Here is a 15260-nt window from a genome sequence, read left to right as displayed (position 1 = left end):
CGGGCCGGCCGGCTGCGGGGTGCCGTGCGGGCCGGGCCGGACGTGGGGCGTGCGGGCCGGTCCGGGCGCGGAGCGTCCGCTCGCAGCGGTCGTCACAGGCTCTTCGCCGGCTGTTCCGGGAATCGGCGGGGGCTGCCGTCGGAGGAGGGACGGCGGGGGTGGTGGACGCCGCGCAGGGCCGCGTCGGCCGTGTTGACGCGGGGCAGCGCGTACGGGTGCTCGTCGGCCAGCCAGCGGATCATCCCCTCGCGCACCGTGACCCGTACCGTCCAGATGTCGTCCGCGTCCTTCGCGGTCACCAGGGCCCGCACCTGCATGGTGTTCGGGGTGGTGTCCGTGACGGTGAGGTTGTAGTCGCGGCCGTCCCAGGCCGGGCACTCGCGCAGGATGTCGCGCAGCCGCTCGCGCATCCGGTCCAGCGGTGCCGTGTGGTCGAGGTGCCAGTAGACGGTCCCGGTCATCTGCGGGGTGCCGCGCGACCAGTTCTCGAACGGCTTGGACGTGAAGTACGACACCGGCATCGTGATCCGGCGCTCGTCCCAGGTCCGTACGGTCAGGAAGGTGAGCGTGATCTCCTCGACGGTGCCCCACTCGCCGTCCACCACCACGGTGTCGCCCATGCGCACCATGTCGCCGAAGGCGATCTGGAACCCGGCGAACATGTTGCTGAGCGTGGACTGGGCGGCCACACCGGCGACGATGCCGAGGATGCCGGCCGAGGCCAGCAGCGAGGCACCCGCCGCGCGCATCGCCGGGAACGTCAGCAGCATCGCCGACACGGCGACCACACCGACGACCGCCGTGACCACCCGCATGATCAGCGACACCTGGGTCCGCACCCGGCGCACCCGGGCGGGGTTGCGCTGGGCGTGCGCGTGGGCGTAGCGGGAGTACGACGTCTCGACGATCGCGGCGGCGATCCGGGTCACCAGCCAGGCCACCGAACCGATCAGCAGCAGCGTCAGCACCCGGCCGACCGCCGACCGGTGTTCCGGGAACACCTGCGCCTCGACGTACGAACCTCTCAGCAGCGCGGCGCACAGCATGACCTGGTACGGGATGCGGGCACGGCGCAGCAGCCCCCACAGGGGCGTCTCGGGATGCCGCGCGTCGGCCTTGCGCAGCAGCAGGTCGGTGGCCCATCCGATGACGAGGGTCAGCAGGATCGAGCCGCCGACCACGGTCAGCGGGCGGAGTATCGTCTCCATCCCTCGAACGTAACCGGACCCGCCGTGCGGTGAACCTGTGACTTCCGTCCCGCCCCGGGTATCGCCGCCGATCGCGTTGTCACACCGGGCTGGCACCATGGCCTCATGAACATCGTGCTCTTTCACTCGACCCTCGGCCCGAGGCCCGCGGTGCGGCAGGCCGCCGACCGGCTGCGCGACGCCGGGCATCAGGTGTGGACCCCGGACCTCTTCGAGGGCCGTACCTTCGACACGGTCGAGGAGGGCATGGCCCACCAGGACGGCATCGGCCGGGAGGAGCTGCTCAAGCGCGCGGTGCTGGCCGCGGCGCCCTACTCCGAGCGCGGACTGGTGTACGCGGGCTTCTCGCTCGGCGCCTCCATCGCCCAGACCCTCGCCCTCGGCGACCACCGGGCGCGCGGCCTGCTCCTGCTGCACGGCACGTCGGACATCGCGCCCAACGCCTCGGTCGACGAGCTGCCGGTCCAGTTGCACGTCGCGGAGCCGGACGCCTTCGAGACGGACGACTGGCTCAGCGCCTGGTACCTCCAGATGGGCCGCATCGGCGCCGACGTCGAGGTGCACAGATACGCCGGGGCCGGCCACCTCTACACCGACCCCGAGCTGCCGGACTACGACGCGGAGGCCGCCGAGGCCACCTGGCGGGTGGCGCTCGGCTTCCTCGACTCGCTCCAGGAGACGCAGGAGACCCAGGACGCGGATCAGACGGGCGAGTAGACCCGCTCCACCCGCTGCGTGCCGCTGCGCGTGCGGTACGAACGGGCCCACATCGACGTGGCGTCCGGGTCGGTGCGGTCGGAGACGACGTAGTAGTCCATCTGCGTCCGCTCCGCCGTGACGTCCAGCACGCCATAGCCGTGCCGGTCGGTGTCGACCCAGTGCACGTGCCGGTTGGCGGCCCGGATCACCGGCGCCGCGATCGCCGAGACGGTGCCCTCGGGGACCTTCACGATGTCGTCGAGGTTGTCGGAGGTCACCGAGGTGACGACGAACTCCGTGGCGGCCGAGGCGGACAGCGGGTACGTGGCGGCGTTGTGCGGCACGTCGTTGGCCCAGGACATGTGGATGTCGCCGGTCAGGAAGACCGTGTTGCGGACGGCGTTCGCGCGCAGGTGGGCCAGCAGCTCGCGGCGGTCTTGGGTGTAGCCGTCCCACTGGTCGGTGTTGAGGGCGAGGCCCTCCTTGGGCAGCCCCAGCAGCTCGGCCAGCGGCTTCAGCAGCTCGGCGGGGATCGAGCCGATGGCGAACGGCGAGATCATCACCGGGTTGCCCACCAGCCGCCACGTGGTGTCGGAGGAGGCGAGTGAGGACTTCAGCCAGTCCATCTGGGCCCGGCCCGTGATGCTGCGGTCCGGGTCGTCGACCTCGCCGTTGCCGAGCGCCACCTGCTGGGAGCGGAAGGAGCGCAGGTCCAGCAGCGACAGGTCGGCCAGCTTGCCGAAGCGCAGCCGGCGGTAGGTGGTGCCGGCGATCGCGGGGCGGACCGGCATCCACTCGAAGTAGGCCTGCTTGGCGGCGTCCCGACGCGTCGCCCAGGCCCCCTCGACACCCTCCGTGTGGTTCTCGGCACCGCCCGACCATGTGTCGTTGGCGATCTCGTGGTCGTCCCATATCGCCACGACCGGCGCGGCGGCGTGCAGCGCCTGGAGGTCGGGGTCGGTCTTGTAACGGCCGTGCCGGACCCGGTAGTCGGCGAGCGTAAGGATCTCGTGGGCGGGCGCGTGCGGCCGTACGACGGTGCCGCGGGTGCCGTACTCGCCGGTGCCGTACTCGTAGATGTAGTCGCCCAGGTGCAGCCAGGCGTCCAGGTCGCCGCGGGCCGCGAGATGGCGGTACGAGGAGAAGTGGCCGGCCTCCCAGTTGGCGCAGGAGACCACGCCGAAGCGCAGGCCCGGCACCGCGGCGTCGGCCGCGGGAGCGGTGCGGGTGCGGGCGGCGGGGGAGTCGGTGGGGCCGGCGGAGAAACGGAACCAGTAGTCCGTGGCGGGCGCCAGACCCCGGACGTCGGCCTTCACGGTGTGGTCGGAGGCGGCCGTCGCGGTGACCGACCCCTTGGCGACGACGTTCGTGAAGTCCTTGTCCCTGGCGACGATCCAGTCCACCTCGGTGTCGGGTCCGGTTCCCGAGCCCGGCACGGCCTCGGGCGTCGGCGTCACCCTGGTCCACAGCAGGACGCCGTCGGGCAGCGGGTCGCCGGAGGCGACGCCGTGCAGGAAGGCCGGGGCGGCGCCGGCGGCACCGGCCGGCAGGGCGGCGGCGAGCGGGGCCGCCAGAACCGCGCCGGCCGCCGCGGCCTTGACGACCGTACGGCGGCTCGGTGAACGGGCGTCCCCGTGATCCGCGGACGACGGAACGGAGGTCTCGGATGATCTGTGTCGACTGGTCACGGACGATCAGGTTACTGATCGGTATGCGCCCAAGTGGGCGAACTCGCAAAAGTTCGCCCACTCGTTGACGTGCGTACTGCTGGTGCCTGCCGTTCGGTGCGGCCTACTTGGTGACGCCCGCGTCCTTGAGCGCCTTCTGCCACTCGGCGTCCGTGCCCGGCGTCTCGATCACCTTGTCGTTGATCTTGACGGTCGGGGTCGACTGGACGTCTTCGGCCTTCTGGAAGGCGTCGCTCATCTTCATCGCCCAGGCGTCGTAGGTGCCCTTCTCCACGGCGTCCTGGAACTTCTTGTTGTTCTTCAGGGCGTCCACCGAGTTGGCGACCTTGATCAGGTAGTCGTCCTTGGCGAACTCGTCGGTCGACTCCGACGGGTGGTACTCGGCGGAGTACAGCGCGGTCTTGTAGTCGATGAACGCCTCGGGGGAGACGTTCAGCGCGGCGCCGAGGGCGCTGAGGGCGTTCTTGGAGCCCTCGCCGCCGAGGTTGCCGTCGAGGAAGGTGCCGATGGTGAAGGAGAGCTTGTAGGTGCCGTCCTCCATGCCCTTGTTGACGGCCTCGCCGATGGTCTGCTCGAAGTTGGCGCAGCCCGGGCAGCGCGGGTCCTCGTAGAGGTGGACGACGTTGTCGCTCTTGGACTCGCCGAGGGTGACCGTCGTGCCGTTCTTGCCGGAGGTGTTGGCCGGGGCCACCACCTTGGCGTCGGCGGCCTCCTCCCACTTCGAGGGCTGGTTGCTCTGAACGACGGCGTAGCTGATGCCGCCGGCTATGGCCAGCACGCCGACGATCGAGCAGGCCACGATGACCTGACGCTTGACCTTGTCGCGCTTGGCCTGGCGCTCGCGCTCCAGGCGCAGCCGCTCACGGGCCGCCGACTTCGCCGCCTGACTGTTCCGCTTGCTCATGGTGGTGATCTCTCCGGGGACGCGCACACGCGGGTGTGCGGGATGCGTACGGGGGGACTGCTCGTGCTCGGTGACGGGTCACACGAAGGCGACCGAGCACGGCGGTCCGCGCCGTCCCAGGGAGTGCGTGAGGATCGCCTCGCGGGCGCCGGCGGTGCGGTGGGCCAGGGCCGCCGGACGGCGCACCGCCGGGGCCCGGCGGACGTTCACCGCCGCGACGGCCAGCAGCAGCGGCCGGAAGGTGGTCGCGGCCACCGCGCTCAGCAGCTGGGCCAGCGCCCGCTCGCCGCGCCGCAACCAGGCCGCCGCCAGCAGCCCGACCCCGACGTGCGCGCCGAGCAGCAGCCAGGCGGTCCGGGGGTCGGCGTCGGCGAGCGCGGTCGCCAGCCGGTCGGTCTCGGCGCCGGTCACCCGGCTCAGCGGGGCGGCGACCCCGGCGTGGACGCCGGTCCCGTCGCCGCACAGCACGTCGAAGCCGACCGAGCGCAGCGGGCCCGCGACGGGGCCGCCCGCCCTGCCGTAGCACACGTGCTGGCCGGTGGTGAAGACCGTGTCGGCGGCCAGCTCCAGCGGGATCAGCAGGGCGGCGATCCGCCCGAAGCCGCGCTCGCGCCGCCCGGCCAGGGCATAGGCGATCAGGAACACGGCGGCGCCGACGGCCGCCACCGTGGGCAGCGGCAGCGGAACCCCGGACAGCAGCACGTGCGACGCGGTGCTGAGCGTCACGACGAGTGCCGTGAACAGCGCCGCGCGCACGGCTCTGAGCGGGGTCCCGGATATGTCCATAGCGATAGAAGAGTGTGTCACGGGGTCCGGTAAGGGACCCCTAAAGGGTTCCTGTGAGAAGGGCGACGGTTACCGAACCGGAATGGTCACAGACCCGGGATCCGGCCGTTGCGGAAGAGGTCCACGAAGGTCTGGTGGTCGGCACGCGCGCGTGCCCCGTACCGGTGCGCGAAGTCGACGAGCAGGGGCGCGAAGCCCTCCTCGTCGGCCGCGATCGCCGCGTCGATGGCCCGCTCCGTGGAGAACGGCACCAGGGACTCCCCGGACTGGTCGTCCGCCGCCGCGTGCATCGCGGCCGTGGCCCGGCCCAGGTCGGCGACGACCTCGGCGATCTCCTCGGGATCGTCGATGTCGCCCCAGTCCAGGTCGACGGCGTACGGCGAGACCTCGGCGACCAGCTGGCCCGCGCCGTCCAGCTCGGTCCAGCCGAGCCACGGGTCGGCGTGCGCCTGGAGGGCGCGCTGGGAGATCACCGTGCGGTGGCCCTCGTGCTGGAAGTACTCCCGGATGGCCCGGTCGGTGACGTGCCGGGAGACCGCCGGGGTCTGGGCCTGCTTGATGTAGATCACGACGTCGTTCTCCAGGGCGTCGCTGTTGCCCTCCAGGAGGATGTTGTACGAGGGCAGCCCGGCCGAGCCGATGCCGATGCCGCGGCGGCCGACGACGTCCTTTACGCGGTAGGAGTCGGGGCGGGCCAGGGAGGACTCGGGGAGGGTCTCCAGGTAGCCGTCGAAGGCCGCCAGCACCTTGTAGCGGGTGGCCGCGTCCAGCTCGATGGAGCCGCCGCCCGGGGCGAAGCGGCGCTCGAAGTCGCGGATCTCCGTCATCGACTCCAGCAGGCCGAACCGGGTCAGGGAACGGGCGACGCGGAGGGCGCCCAGCAGGGGTCCGTCGGCGGTGTCCAGCGAGAAGGGCGGCACCTCGTCGCTCTTGGCGCCGGTGGCCAGGGCGTGGATCCGCTCCCGGTACGCCTCCGCGTACACCCGCACCAGCTCGGTGATCTGCTCGTCGCTGAGCGCCTTCGCGTACCCGATCAGCGCGACCGAGGCGGCGAAGCGCTTGAGGTCCCAAGTGAAGGGGCCGACGTAGGCCTCGTCGAAGTCGTTGACATTGAAGATCAGCCGGCCGGTGGAGTCCATGTACGTGCCGAAGTTCTCCGCGTGCAGGTCGCCGTGGATCCACACCCGGGAGGTCCGGTCGTCCAGGTAGGGACCGCCGGTCTGGGAGCCGAACTCCTTGTCCTCGGTCAAATCGTGGTAAAAGAGGCATGCGGTGCCGCGGTAGAAGGCGAAGGCGGAGGCGGCCATCTTCCGGAACTTCACGCGGAACGCCGCCGGATCCGCGGCCAGCAGCCGGCCGAAGGCGGCGTCGAAGACGGCGAGGATCTCCTCGCCGCGGTGCTCCTCGTTGAGCTGCGGGACCGACATGCCTGGTGCCTCCTGGTGCGGATGGTGCTGTGACTGGTGGAGCGGATCTTCACTCGGACCAACGTTCGAAGGGGTGCGGGAGTGCCCGTGCCCGGGCGTCCGCACCGACACGCGGACCCGCCCCCGAAGGTACGCGGGGGAGCCCCCGGAGTGTCAGTGGCGAGGCATAGACTTCGACGCTGACCCCCCGGACTGACCGCAGCCCGTAGCCCACAGTTTTCTCAGGAGGCCGCACGTGTCCAAGCCGCCGTTCACGCACCTGCACGTCCACACCCAGTACTCGCTGCTGGACGGTGCCGCGCGGCTGAAGGACATGTTCAACGCCTGCAATGAGATGGGCATGACGCACATCGCCATGTCCGACCACGGCAACCTGCACGGGGCGTACGACTTCTTCCACTCCGCGCAGAAGGCCGGGGTCACCCCGATCATCGGCATCGAGGCGTACGTGGCGCCCGAGTCGCGCCGCAACAAGCGGAAGATCCAGTGGGGCCAGCCGCACCAGAAGCGGGACGACGTCTCCGGTTCCGGCGGCTACACCCACAAGACCATGTGGGCGACGAACAGCACCGGCCTGCACAACCTCTTCCGCCTCTCCTCGGACGCGTACGCCGAGGGCTGGCTGCAGAAGTGGCCGCGGATGGACAAGGAGACCATCTCCCAGTGGTCCGAGGGCATCGTCGCCTCCACCGGCTGCCCCTCCGGCGAGGTGCAGACCCGGCTGCGCCTCGGCCACTTCGACGAGGCGCTGAAGGCGGCCGCCGACTACCAGGACATCTTCGGCAAGGACCGGTACTTCCTGGAGCTGATGGACCACGGGATCGACATCGAGCACCGGGTGCGCGAGGACCTGCTGCGGATCGGCAAGAAGCTCGGCATCCCGCCGCTGGTGACGAACGACTCGCACTACACCTACGCGCACGAGGCGACCGCCCACGACGCCCTGCTGTGCATCCAGACCGGCAAGAACCTCTCCGACCCCGACCGCTTCCGCTTCGACGGCACCGGCTACTACCTGAAGTCGACGGACGAGATGTACGCCATCGACTCCTCCGACGCCTGGCAGGAGGGCTGCGCCAACACGCGCCTGATCGCCGAGATGATCGACACCACCGGCATGTTCGTCAAGCGCGACCTCATGCCGAAGTTCGACATCCCCGAGGGGTACACCGAGGTCACCTGGTTCCAGGAGGAGGTCCGCCGCGGCATGGAGCGCCGCTTCCCGGGCGGCGTGCCGGAGGACCGCCAGAAGCAGGCCGAGTACGAGATGGACGTCATCATCCAGATGGGGTTCCCGGGCTACTTCCTCGTGGTCGCCGACTTCATCATGTGGGCGAAGAACCAGGGCATCGCGGTGGGCCCCGGCCGAGGCTCCGCGGCCGGCTCGATCGTGGCGTACGCCATGGGCATCACCGACCTCGACCCGATCCCGCACGGCCTCATCTTCGAGCGGTTCCTCAACCCCGAGCGCGTCTCCATGCCCGATGTCGACATCGACTTCGACGAGCGCAGGCGCGTCGAGGTGATCAGGTACGTGACGGAGAAGTACGGCGCCGACAAGGTCGCCATGATCGGCACGTACGGCAAGATCAAGGCGAAGAACGCCATCAAGGACTCCGCGCGCGTCCTGGGCTACCCGTACGCTATGGGAGACCGCCTCACCAAGGCGATGCCCGCCGACGTCCTGGGCAAGGGCATCGACCTCGACGGCATCACCAACCCGGAGCACCCCCGCTACGGCGAGGCCGGCGAGATCCGCGCGATGTACGAGAACGAGCCGGACGTCAAGAAGGTCATCGACACCGCCAAGGGCGTCGAGGGCCTGGTGCGGCAGATGGGCGTGCACGCCGCCGGCGTGATCATGTCCAGCGAGCCGATCGTCGACCACGCCCCGATCTGGGTGCGGCACACCGACGGCGTCACCATCACGCAGTGGGACTACCCGCAGTGCGAGTCGCTCGGCCTGCTGAAGATGGACTTCCTCGGCCTGCGCAACCTCACGATCATGGACGACGCCGTCAAGATGGTGAAGTCCAACAAGGGCATCGACCTCGACCTCCTGTCACTGCCGCTGGACGACCCCACGACCTTCGAACTGCTCCAGCGCGGCGACACCCTCGGTGTCTTCCAGTTCGACGGCGGCCCCATGCGCTCCCTGCTGCGCCTGATGAAGCCGGACAACTTCGAAGACATCTCCGCCGTCTCCGCGCTCTACCGCCCGGGCCCCATGGGAATGGACTCGCACACCAACTACGCGCTGCGCAAGAACGGCCTCCAGGAGATCACGCCGATCCACAAGGAGCTGGAGGAGCCCCTCCAGGAGGTGCTGGCGGTCACCTACGGTCTGATCGTCTACCAGGAGCAGGTGCAGAAGGCCGCCCAGATCATCGCGGGCTACTCGCTCGGCGAGGCCGACATCCTCCGCCGCGTGATGGGCAAGAAGAAGCCCGACGAACTGGCGAAGAACTTCGTCCTCTTCCAGGAGGGCGCCCGCAAGAAGGGGTACAGCGACGAGGCCATCCAGGCCCTGTGGGACGTGCTGGTCCCCTTCGCCGGCTACGCCTTCAACAAGGCGCACTCGGCCGCGTACGGACTGGTCTCCTACTGGACGGCGTACCTCAAGGCGAACCACCCCGCCGAGTACATGGCCGCCCTGCTCACCTCGGTGAAGGACGACAAGGACAAGTCGGCCGTCTACCTCAACGAGTGCCGGCGCATGGGCATCAAGGTGCTGCCGCCCAACGTCAACGAGTCCATGTCGAACTTCGCCGCGCAGGGCGACGACGTAATCCTCTTCGGCCTCTCCGCCGTGCGCAACGTCGGCACCAACGTGGTCGAGTCGATCATCCGGTGCCGCAAGGCCAAGGGGAAGTACGCCTCCTTCCCCGACTACCTGGACAAGGTGGAGGCGGTCGTGTGCAACAAGCGCACGACCGAGTCGCTGATCAAGGCCGGCGCCTTCGACGAGATGGGCCACACCCGCAAGGGCCTCACCGCGCAGTACGAGCCGATGATCGACAACGTGGTCGCGGTCAAGCGCAAGGAGGCCGAGGGGCAGTTCGACCTCTTCGGCGGCATGGGGGAGGAGGCGAACGACGAACCCGGCTTCGGACTCGACGTGGTCTTCGGCGAGGAGGAGTGGGACAAGACCTATCTCCTCGCCCAGGAGCGGGAGATGCTCGGTCTCTACGTCTCCGACCACCCGCTCTTCGGTCTGGAGCACGTACTGTCCGACAAGGCCGACGCGGGCATCTCCCAGCTCACCGGCGGTGACTTCGGCGACGGCGCGGTCGTCACCATCGGCGGCATCATCTCCGGCCTCCAGCGCAAGATGACCAAGCAGGGCAACGCCTGGGCCATCGCCACCGTCGAGGACCTGGCCGGCTCCATCGAGTGCATGTTCTTCCCGGCGACCTACCAGCTGGTGTCCACCCAACTCGTCGAGGACGCCGTGGTGTTCGTCAAGGGGCGCCTGGACAAGCGCGAGGACGTGCCGCGGCTGGTCGCGATGGAGCTGATGGTCCCCGACCTGTCCAACGCGGGCACCAACGCGCCCGTGGTCCTCACCATCCCGGCGACCAGGGTCACCCCGCCGATGGTCAGCCGCCTCGGCGAGATCCTCACCCACCACCGGGGCGACAGCGAGGTGCGGATCAAGCTCCAGGGGCCGACGAAGACGACCGTGCTGCGCCTGGACCGGCACCGGGTCAAGCCCGACCCGGCCCTGTTCGGCGATCTGAAGGTGCTGCTGGGCCCGTCCTGCCTGGCGGGTTGAGCGGGACGGCGGCCGTGACGAGCGAGGGGCGCCCCGGTCTCCGGGTGCGCCCCTCGTCGGTGCGGGGCCGCCACGGCCCGTCGCACGGGTGTCAGTTGTGGCCGAAGCGCTTCTGCCGCTTGCGGGACGCGGCGTCGCCGGGCGTCGTCAGCTGCGGGGAGTGCTGCTCCTCGCGGTCCATGACGGCGGACTCGGCGGACTGCGGGGCACGCGCGGCCTGGGGCTGCTTACGATCACGGTTGTTCTTGTTCTTGGCCATGGTGATCTACCTCCTGAGGGGGATCTAGGGGCCAGGGCCGATTTCAGATTCACACAGCCCAACAAAGAACGCATATCGGGCAATTACCGTGCGTGACGCGGCCCGTCGGGATGCCGCATCCGCAGCGGAGTGCGGAAACGCCACGCCGAAGATCGAGTTCGCGCCGTTAACCTCCGCGTGGTCGGGCAGACTCGAAGGAAGCCCGAAGCAAACCTCCCGGAAAGAGGGTGGATCGCGTGGACCGCTGCATCGTCCTGGTGGACGCCGGGTATCTGCTGGGGGCCGCCGCCAGTCTCCTCGCCGGTGAGCCCTCACGCTCCCGCATCACCGTCGATCACGCCGCCCTCATCCAGGGTCTGCGCGACCGCGCGGAGTCGGACACGCGGCAGCCCCTGCTGCGCATCTACTGGTTCGACGGCGCCCCCGACCGCGTCCCGCAGCCAGAGCACCGCCGACTGCGCGTGATGCCCCGGGTCACCGTCCGCCTCGGCGCCCTCACCCGCAGCGACGGGCGCTGGGCGCAGAAGGGCGTGGACGCCGCCATGCACGCCGAGCTCACCGAACTGGCCCGCAACCGCGCCTGCTCCGACGTCGTCCTCGTCACCGGCGACGGCGATCTGCTGCCCGGCATGATGGCCGCCAAGGAGCACGGCGTCGCCGTCCACCTGTGGGCCGTCCAGGCCGCCGACGGCGACTACAACCAGTCCGAGGACCTGGTCGCCGAGGCCGACGAGCGCCGCGTCCTGGACCGTGCGTGGATCACCAAGGCCGTACGCGCCAAGGAACTCGGCGGCGTCTGCGCGCCGCCGCCCGCGCCCCGCCCCGAGATCGCCGCGATCCTCTCCGCGCCGCTGCCCGACTCCGCCCTCTCCGCGACCACCGAGCGGCCCGCCCGGGAGCCCGAGCACCCCGTGCGGCCCGACCCCGCGCGCAACGGCGCCGGGGAGCGCGCGGCACCCCCCAAGGGCGTCCCCACCCCCAAGGACCTGGCCGCCCTGCGCGCCCCCGGCGCCCACCCCGCCCCGCACCCGCCGACCTCCGCCACCCTGCGCTGGTCCTCCGACAAGGGCTGGGTCGACCGGCCCGCCGCCGAACCGGCCGAGGCCGCCTCCATGCCGACGCTGGCCCAGCTCACCACGGCCGAGCAGCGCTGGGCCGACCGCGAGGAGGACATCACCACGGTCGGCGGCGACCCGTACGAGGTCGGCCAGGTCTTCGCCCGCCGCTGGCTGGAGCGCCTCGCAGACCACGGCCACCTGCAGCGGCTGTCCGGGATGTACCCCCGCATCCCGCACCGCGTCGACGGAGAGCTGCTGCGCTACGCCGCCCGCTTCGGCCTGCTCGCCCACAAGGACGACCAGATCGACGAGCACGACCGGTACGCGATCCGGGCCGGGTTCTGGCGGGAGGTCGACGTCCGCACGGCGACCGAGCGCAGCAGCGCGCCGGAGTGAGGCCCTCCGGCGCCCCTGTGGCCCTCCCCGTGCCTCCCGCGGCTGAATCGACACTTATGGGCGGACCCGAGGGCGGGGCGGGGGGACGGACCCCGTAGTCTCGTCCCTTGTGAGTACGCGCGCGGCACAGGCACCTCGACCCGGTGGCGATGCCGTGTGCGCGGTGCGCGGACTGACCAAGACCTATCCGGCGGTGCGCGGCCGGCGCGGCGTTCCCGCCACCCCCGAGGTCCGGGCCACCGACGACGTGACCCTGGACATCCGCCGAGGTGAGATCTTCGGCCTGCTCGGACCGAACGGAGCCGGCAAGTCCACCCTCGTACGCCAGCTCACCGGCCTGATGCGGCCCGACAGCGGCAGCGTGGAGATCCTCGGCCACGACATCGTGCGCCACCCCGAGCGGGCCGCCCGCATCCTCGCCTACCTCGGGCAGGAGTCCAGCGCCCTGGACGAGCTGACCGTGTCGCTCGCCGCCGAGACCACCGGGCGGCTGCGCGGCCTGGAGGTGCGCCAGGCGCGCGCCGAGCGGGACGCGGTCCTCGACGAGCTGGGCCTCGCCCCGCTCGCCTCCCGTCCGATCAAGAAGCTCTCCGGCGGCCAGCGCCGCCTGGCCTGCTTCGCCGCCGCGCTGGTGGGTCAGCGCCCGCTCCTCGTCCTGGACGAGCCGACCACCGGCATGGACCCGGTGGCCCGGCGCGCGGTGTGGGCGGCCGTCGACCGGCGGCGCGCCGAGTCCGGCAGCACCGTCCTGCTCGTCACCCACAACGTCATCGAGGCCGAGACGGTCCTGGACCGGGTCGCCGTCCTCGACCGGGGACGCGTGATCGCCTGCGACACGCCCTCCGGCCTCAAGGAGAAGGTCGCCGGCGAGGTCCGTGTCGACCTGGTGTGGCGCGAGAGCGCACCGCTGAACGTCCCCGAGGTCGCCGCCCTGCGCGACCGCGCCGCCGAGTCCGGACGCCGCTGGACGCTCCGGCTCGCCCCCGAGGAGGCCCGCGCGGTCGTCGCCACCGTCACCGGCGGCGCCGCCTTCGCCGCGCTGGACGACTTCACCCTCGCCACGCCCAGCCTGGAGGACGTGTACCTGGCCCTGGGCGGCGCCGCGCGGCAGGGGCTGGTGAGGGCTTGAGCACCCCGATGGCGAGCAGCGGGCGCAAGGTGAGCACACCGCCTGCCGCGTCCGTACCCACCAGGACGAGCGTGACCAACGACCCCCAGCGAGCCTCGAAGGACCCGACGAAGGGGAGCAGCGCGACGTGAGTGTCGTACCCGCCGATGTTCTGCCGGGCGGTGCCCTGGCCGCCGAGGAGCAGGGCGCCGTCGGCGCGGCCGAGCTCGGGCCCAAGGCGCGGCTGTGGCCCTCCCTGGTGGCCGTGTACCGGGCGCAGCTGTCCCGGGCCCGGGTCGCGCGCATCCCGCTGCTGTTCGTCGCCACCTTCCAGTCCATCGGCATCATGATCCTGATGCGCGGCGTCGTGGACGGCGGCGGCGAGGCACGGGCCGTGGTCGCCGGTTCGGCGGTGCTCGTCGTGGCCTTCGTCGCACTGAACCTCCTCGCCCAGTACTTCGGGCAGCTGCGCGCGAGCGGCGGCCTCGACCACTACGCGACGCTGCCGGTGCCGCCGGCCGCGGTGGTCCTCGGCGCGGCGGGCGCGTATGCGTCCTTCACCGTGCCGGGGACCGTGGTGACGGCGGTGTTCGGCTGCCTGCTGTTCGGGCTGCCGATGACCCACCTGTGGGTGCTGGTGGCCGTGATCCCGCTGGCGGGCGCCGCGCTCGCCGGGCTGGGCGCGGCCCTGGGGCTGCTCGCGCCCCGGCCCGAGTTCGCCACCCTCCTCGGCCAGCTGGGCATGTCGGCGGCGCTGCTGCTGGGCGTGCTGCCCGCCGAGCGGATGCCCGAGGTGGTCCGCCTCGCGCGGGACCTGCTGCCTTCGACGTACGGCGTGGAGGCCTTCGCGCGTACGTTCGGGGACCGGCCCGACTGGGCGTTCGTCCTCGGTGACCTCGCGGTGTGCGCCGTGGTCGGCGTGATCTCGCTGGCCGTCGCGACCTGGGCGTACCGCCGGGCCGCCGTCCGGTGAAGCGCCGCACAGGCGGGTTTGGCACGATGGCGGGGTGACCGCTCCTCTGACTCCGCCACCACCCCCGAACGAACGCTCGTCGTACCAGGGCGGCCCGGTGCCGCCGCCCGTCGGTGCGCACGCGGTGGGCACCACCCCGCCCGGCGCCCCGTACGGCACGCACGGCGAGCACGGAGAACAGGACGGTCCCGGAATGCTGAGCGAAGTACGGCAGGCCGCCGTGACCGTGGCGGCGGTGACCCTCTCCGGGCTGCTGCTGGGCGTGCTGTGGTGGAAGCTGGCTCCGAGCGTGCCGCTGGTCGGTGAAGTCGTCGGCGACCGGTGGCTGGTCTACCTCAAGGAGTCCGAGGGCGAGCAGTCGGTCGGTGTCGACGGCACCTTCTCGCTGCTCGCGCTCGCGTTCGGGGCGCTCAGCGCGGTGGTCGTGTTCCTGCTGCGGCGGCGCGGGGGCGTGCCGCTGGTGGTGGCGCTGGGCGCCGGCGGGCTGCTCGGCTCGGTGCTGGCGTGGCGGCTCGGAGTCTGGCTCGGGCCGACCCAGGACGTCATCGCGCACGCGAAGGACGTGGGCAAGGGCGTGACGTTCTCGGCGCCGCTCAAGCTGGGGGCGAAGGGTGCGTTGCTGGCGTGGCCGATCGCGGCGCTGGTGGTCCACCTGGGCCTGACCGGGCTGTTCGGACCCAGGGACCCGGAGCCCGGCCCGTGGCCCGCGCCGTACGGCGAGAAGTCCGTGTAGGGCGGACCGTCATGCGGGGCGGCGGCCGTGGTTGGCCCTGCCCTTCCTGGTGCGCCACTTGCGTTTGCGCGTTCGCTTCGACATGTCCTGTCTGATTAGCCCAGGAACGCGCGTTCGTCGAGGGGGTGTGCGAGGTCGGTCGGGCGCGCGTTCGTGGACGGGGTCGGCGCGGTCGATCGGGTGAGGGGCGCGTGTTCGTCGTGGGATGTGCGGTCGGCCGGAGGGCGGGCCGTGTCTTGCCGGCCG

At 71.2% G+C, this 15260-nt stretch carries 12 protein-coding genes; 6 read left to right on the top strand and 6 right to left on the bottom strand.

Annotated elements, in window-relative coordinates:
- Positions 1–92: 92 nt before the first annotated feature.
- Complete coding sequence (locus ACFW47_RS00555; protein ID WP_386282677.1) at positions 93–1208, bottom strand: mechanosensitive ion channel family protein; 1116 nt, start codon at positions 1206–1208, stop codon at positions 93–95.
- Between the two features lie 60 nt (positions 1209–1268).
- Between ACFW47_RS00555 and ACFW47_RS00550 the strand changes: the two genes are divergently transcribed.
- On the top strand, positions 1269–1925 hold the full coding sequence (locus tag ACFW47_RS00550; protein ID WP_386282944.1) for a dienelactone hydrolase family protein: 657 nt from the start codon (positions 1269–1271) through the stop codon (positions 1923–1925).
- Here ACFW47_RS00550 and ACFW47_RS00545 read toward each other — a convergent pair.
- The 4 genes from ACFW47_RS00545 to ACFW47_RS00530 form a co-directional block, all read right to left on the bottom strand.
- A complete protein-coding gene (locus ACFW47_RS00545) occupies positions 1910–3595 on the bottom strand; it encodes an alkaline phosphatase D family protein (protein WP_386304191.1) in 1686 nt (561 codons plus the stop codon). The two genes, ACFW47_RS00550 and ACFW47_RS00545, sit on opposite strands and share 16 nt — an antisense overlap.
- A gap of 103 nt (positions 3596–3698) precedes the next feature.
- Entirely contained in the window at positions 3699–4499 is an 801-nt protein-coding gene (locus ACFW47_RS00540; RefSeq protein ID WP_386282672.1) for a DsbA family protein, read from the bottom strand.
- A 78-nt stretch (positions 4500–4577) separates the two neighbouring features.
- Positions 4578–5285: a hypothetical protein gene (locus ACFW47_RS00535; protein ID WP_386282669.1), complete on the bottom strand. Its 708-nt coding sequence runs from the start codon at positions 5283–5285 to the stop codon at positions 4578–4580.
- A gap of 86 nt (positions 5286–5371) precedes the next feature.
- Positions 5372–6712: a DUF2252 domain-containing protein gene (locus ACFW47_RS00530; RefSeq protein ID WP_386282667.1), complete on the bottom strand. Its 1341-nt coding sequence runs from the start codon at positions 6710–6712 to the stop codon at positions 5372–5374.
- 235 nt (positions 6713–6947) lie between these two features.
- Here ACFW47_RS00530 and dnaE point away from each other — a divergent pair, with 235 nt between their 5' ends.
- On the top strand, positions 6948–10487 hold the full coding sequence (gene dnaE, locus ACFW47_RS00525; RefSeq protein WP_386304189.1) for a DNA polymerase III subunit alpha: 3540 nt from the start codon (positions 6948–6950) through the stop codon (positions 10485–10487).
- 91 nt (positions 10488–10578) lie between these two features.
- Here the strand turns inward: dnaE and ACFW47_RS00520 are convergent, their stop codons facing one another.
- Complete coding sequence (locus ACFW47_RS00520) at positions 10579–10746, bottom strand: hypothetical protein (RefSeq protein ID WP_386282662.1); 168 nt, start codon at positions 10744–10746, stop codon at positions 10579–10581.
- A gap of 236 nt (positions 10747–10982) precedes the next feature.
- On the opposite strand from ACFW47_RS00520, the gene ACFW47_RS00515 reads away from it, so the two are divergent.
- From ACFW47_RS00515 to ACFW47_RS00500, 4 genes are all read left to right on the top strand, one after another.
- Positions 10983–12200 (top strand): NYN domain-containing protein, encoded by a 1218-nt coding sequence (locus tag ACFW47_RS00515; RefSeq protein WP_386282659.1) that lies wholly within the window; start codon positions 10983–10985, stop codon positions 12198–12200.
- Between the two features lie 154 nt (positions 12201–12354).
- On the top strand, positions 12355–13329 hold the full coding sequence (locus ACFW47_RS00510) for an ABC transporter ATP-binding protein (RefSeq protein WP_386282941.1): 975 nt from the start codon (positions 12355–12357) through the stop codon (positions 13327–13329).
- 127 nt (positions 13330–13456) lie between these two features.
- Positions 13457–14281 (top strand): ABC transporter permease, encoded by an 825-nt coding sequence (locus tag ACFW47_RS00505; RefSeq protein ID WP_217252901.1) that lies wholly within the window; start codon positions 13457–13459, stop codon positions 14279–14281.
- 34 nt (positions 14282–14315) lie between these two features.
- Positions 14316–15014: an AAA family ATPase gene (locus ACFW47_RS00500; protein ID WP_386282655.1), complete on the top strand. Its 699-nt coding sequence runs from the start codon at positions 14316–14318 to the stop codon at positions 15012–15014.
- Positions 15015–15260: the final 246 nt, after the last annotated feature.

This window comes from Streptomyces sp. NPDC058796, from assembly GCF_042745235.1.
GTDB lineage: Bacteria > Actinomycetota > Actinomycetes > Streptomycetales > Streptomycetaceae > Streptomyces.
Note: the sequence above shows the minus strand (reverse complement) of the source record. Positions and strands in the feature narration are given on the sequence as shown.

What these genes read in the sequence shown, in the direction of transcription:
- ACFW47_RS00555 (WP_386282677.1), bottom strand. Translation starts at nt 1,208, where the DNA reads ATGGAGACGATACTCCGCCCGCTGACCGTGGTCGGCGGCTCGATCCTG.
- ACFW47_RS00540 (WP_386282672.1), bottom strand. Translation starts at nt 4,499, where the DNA reads ATGAGCAAGCGGAACAGTCAGGCGGCGAAGTCGGCGGCCCGTGAGCGG.
- ACFW47_RS00535 (WP_386282669.1), bottom strand. Translation starts at nt 5,285, where the DNA reads ATGGACATATCCGGGACCCCGCTCAGAGCCGTGCGCGCGGCGCTGTTC.
- ACFW47_RS00530 (WP_386282667.1), bottom strand. Translation starts at nt 6,712, where the DNA reads ATGTCGGTCCCGCAGCTCAACGAGGAGCACCGCGGCGAGGAGATCCTC.
- ACFW47_RS00520 (WP_386282662.1), bottom strand. Translation starts at nt 10,746, where the DNA reads ATGGCCAAGAACAAGAACAACCGTGATCGTAAGCAGCCCCAGGCCGCG.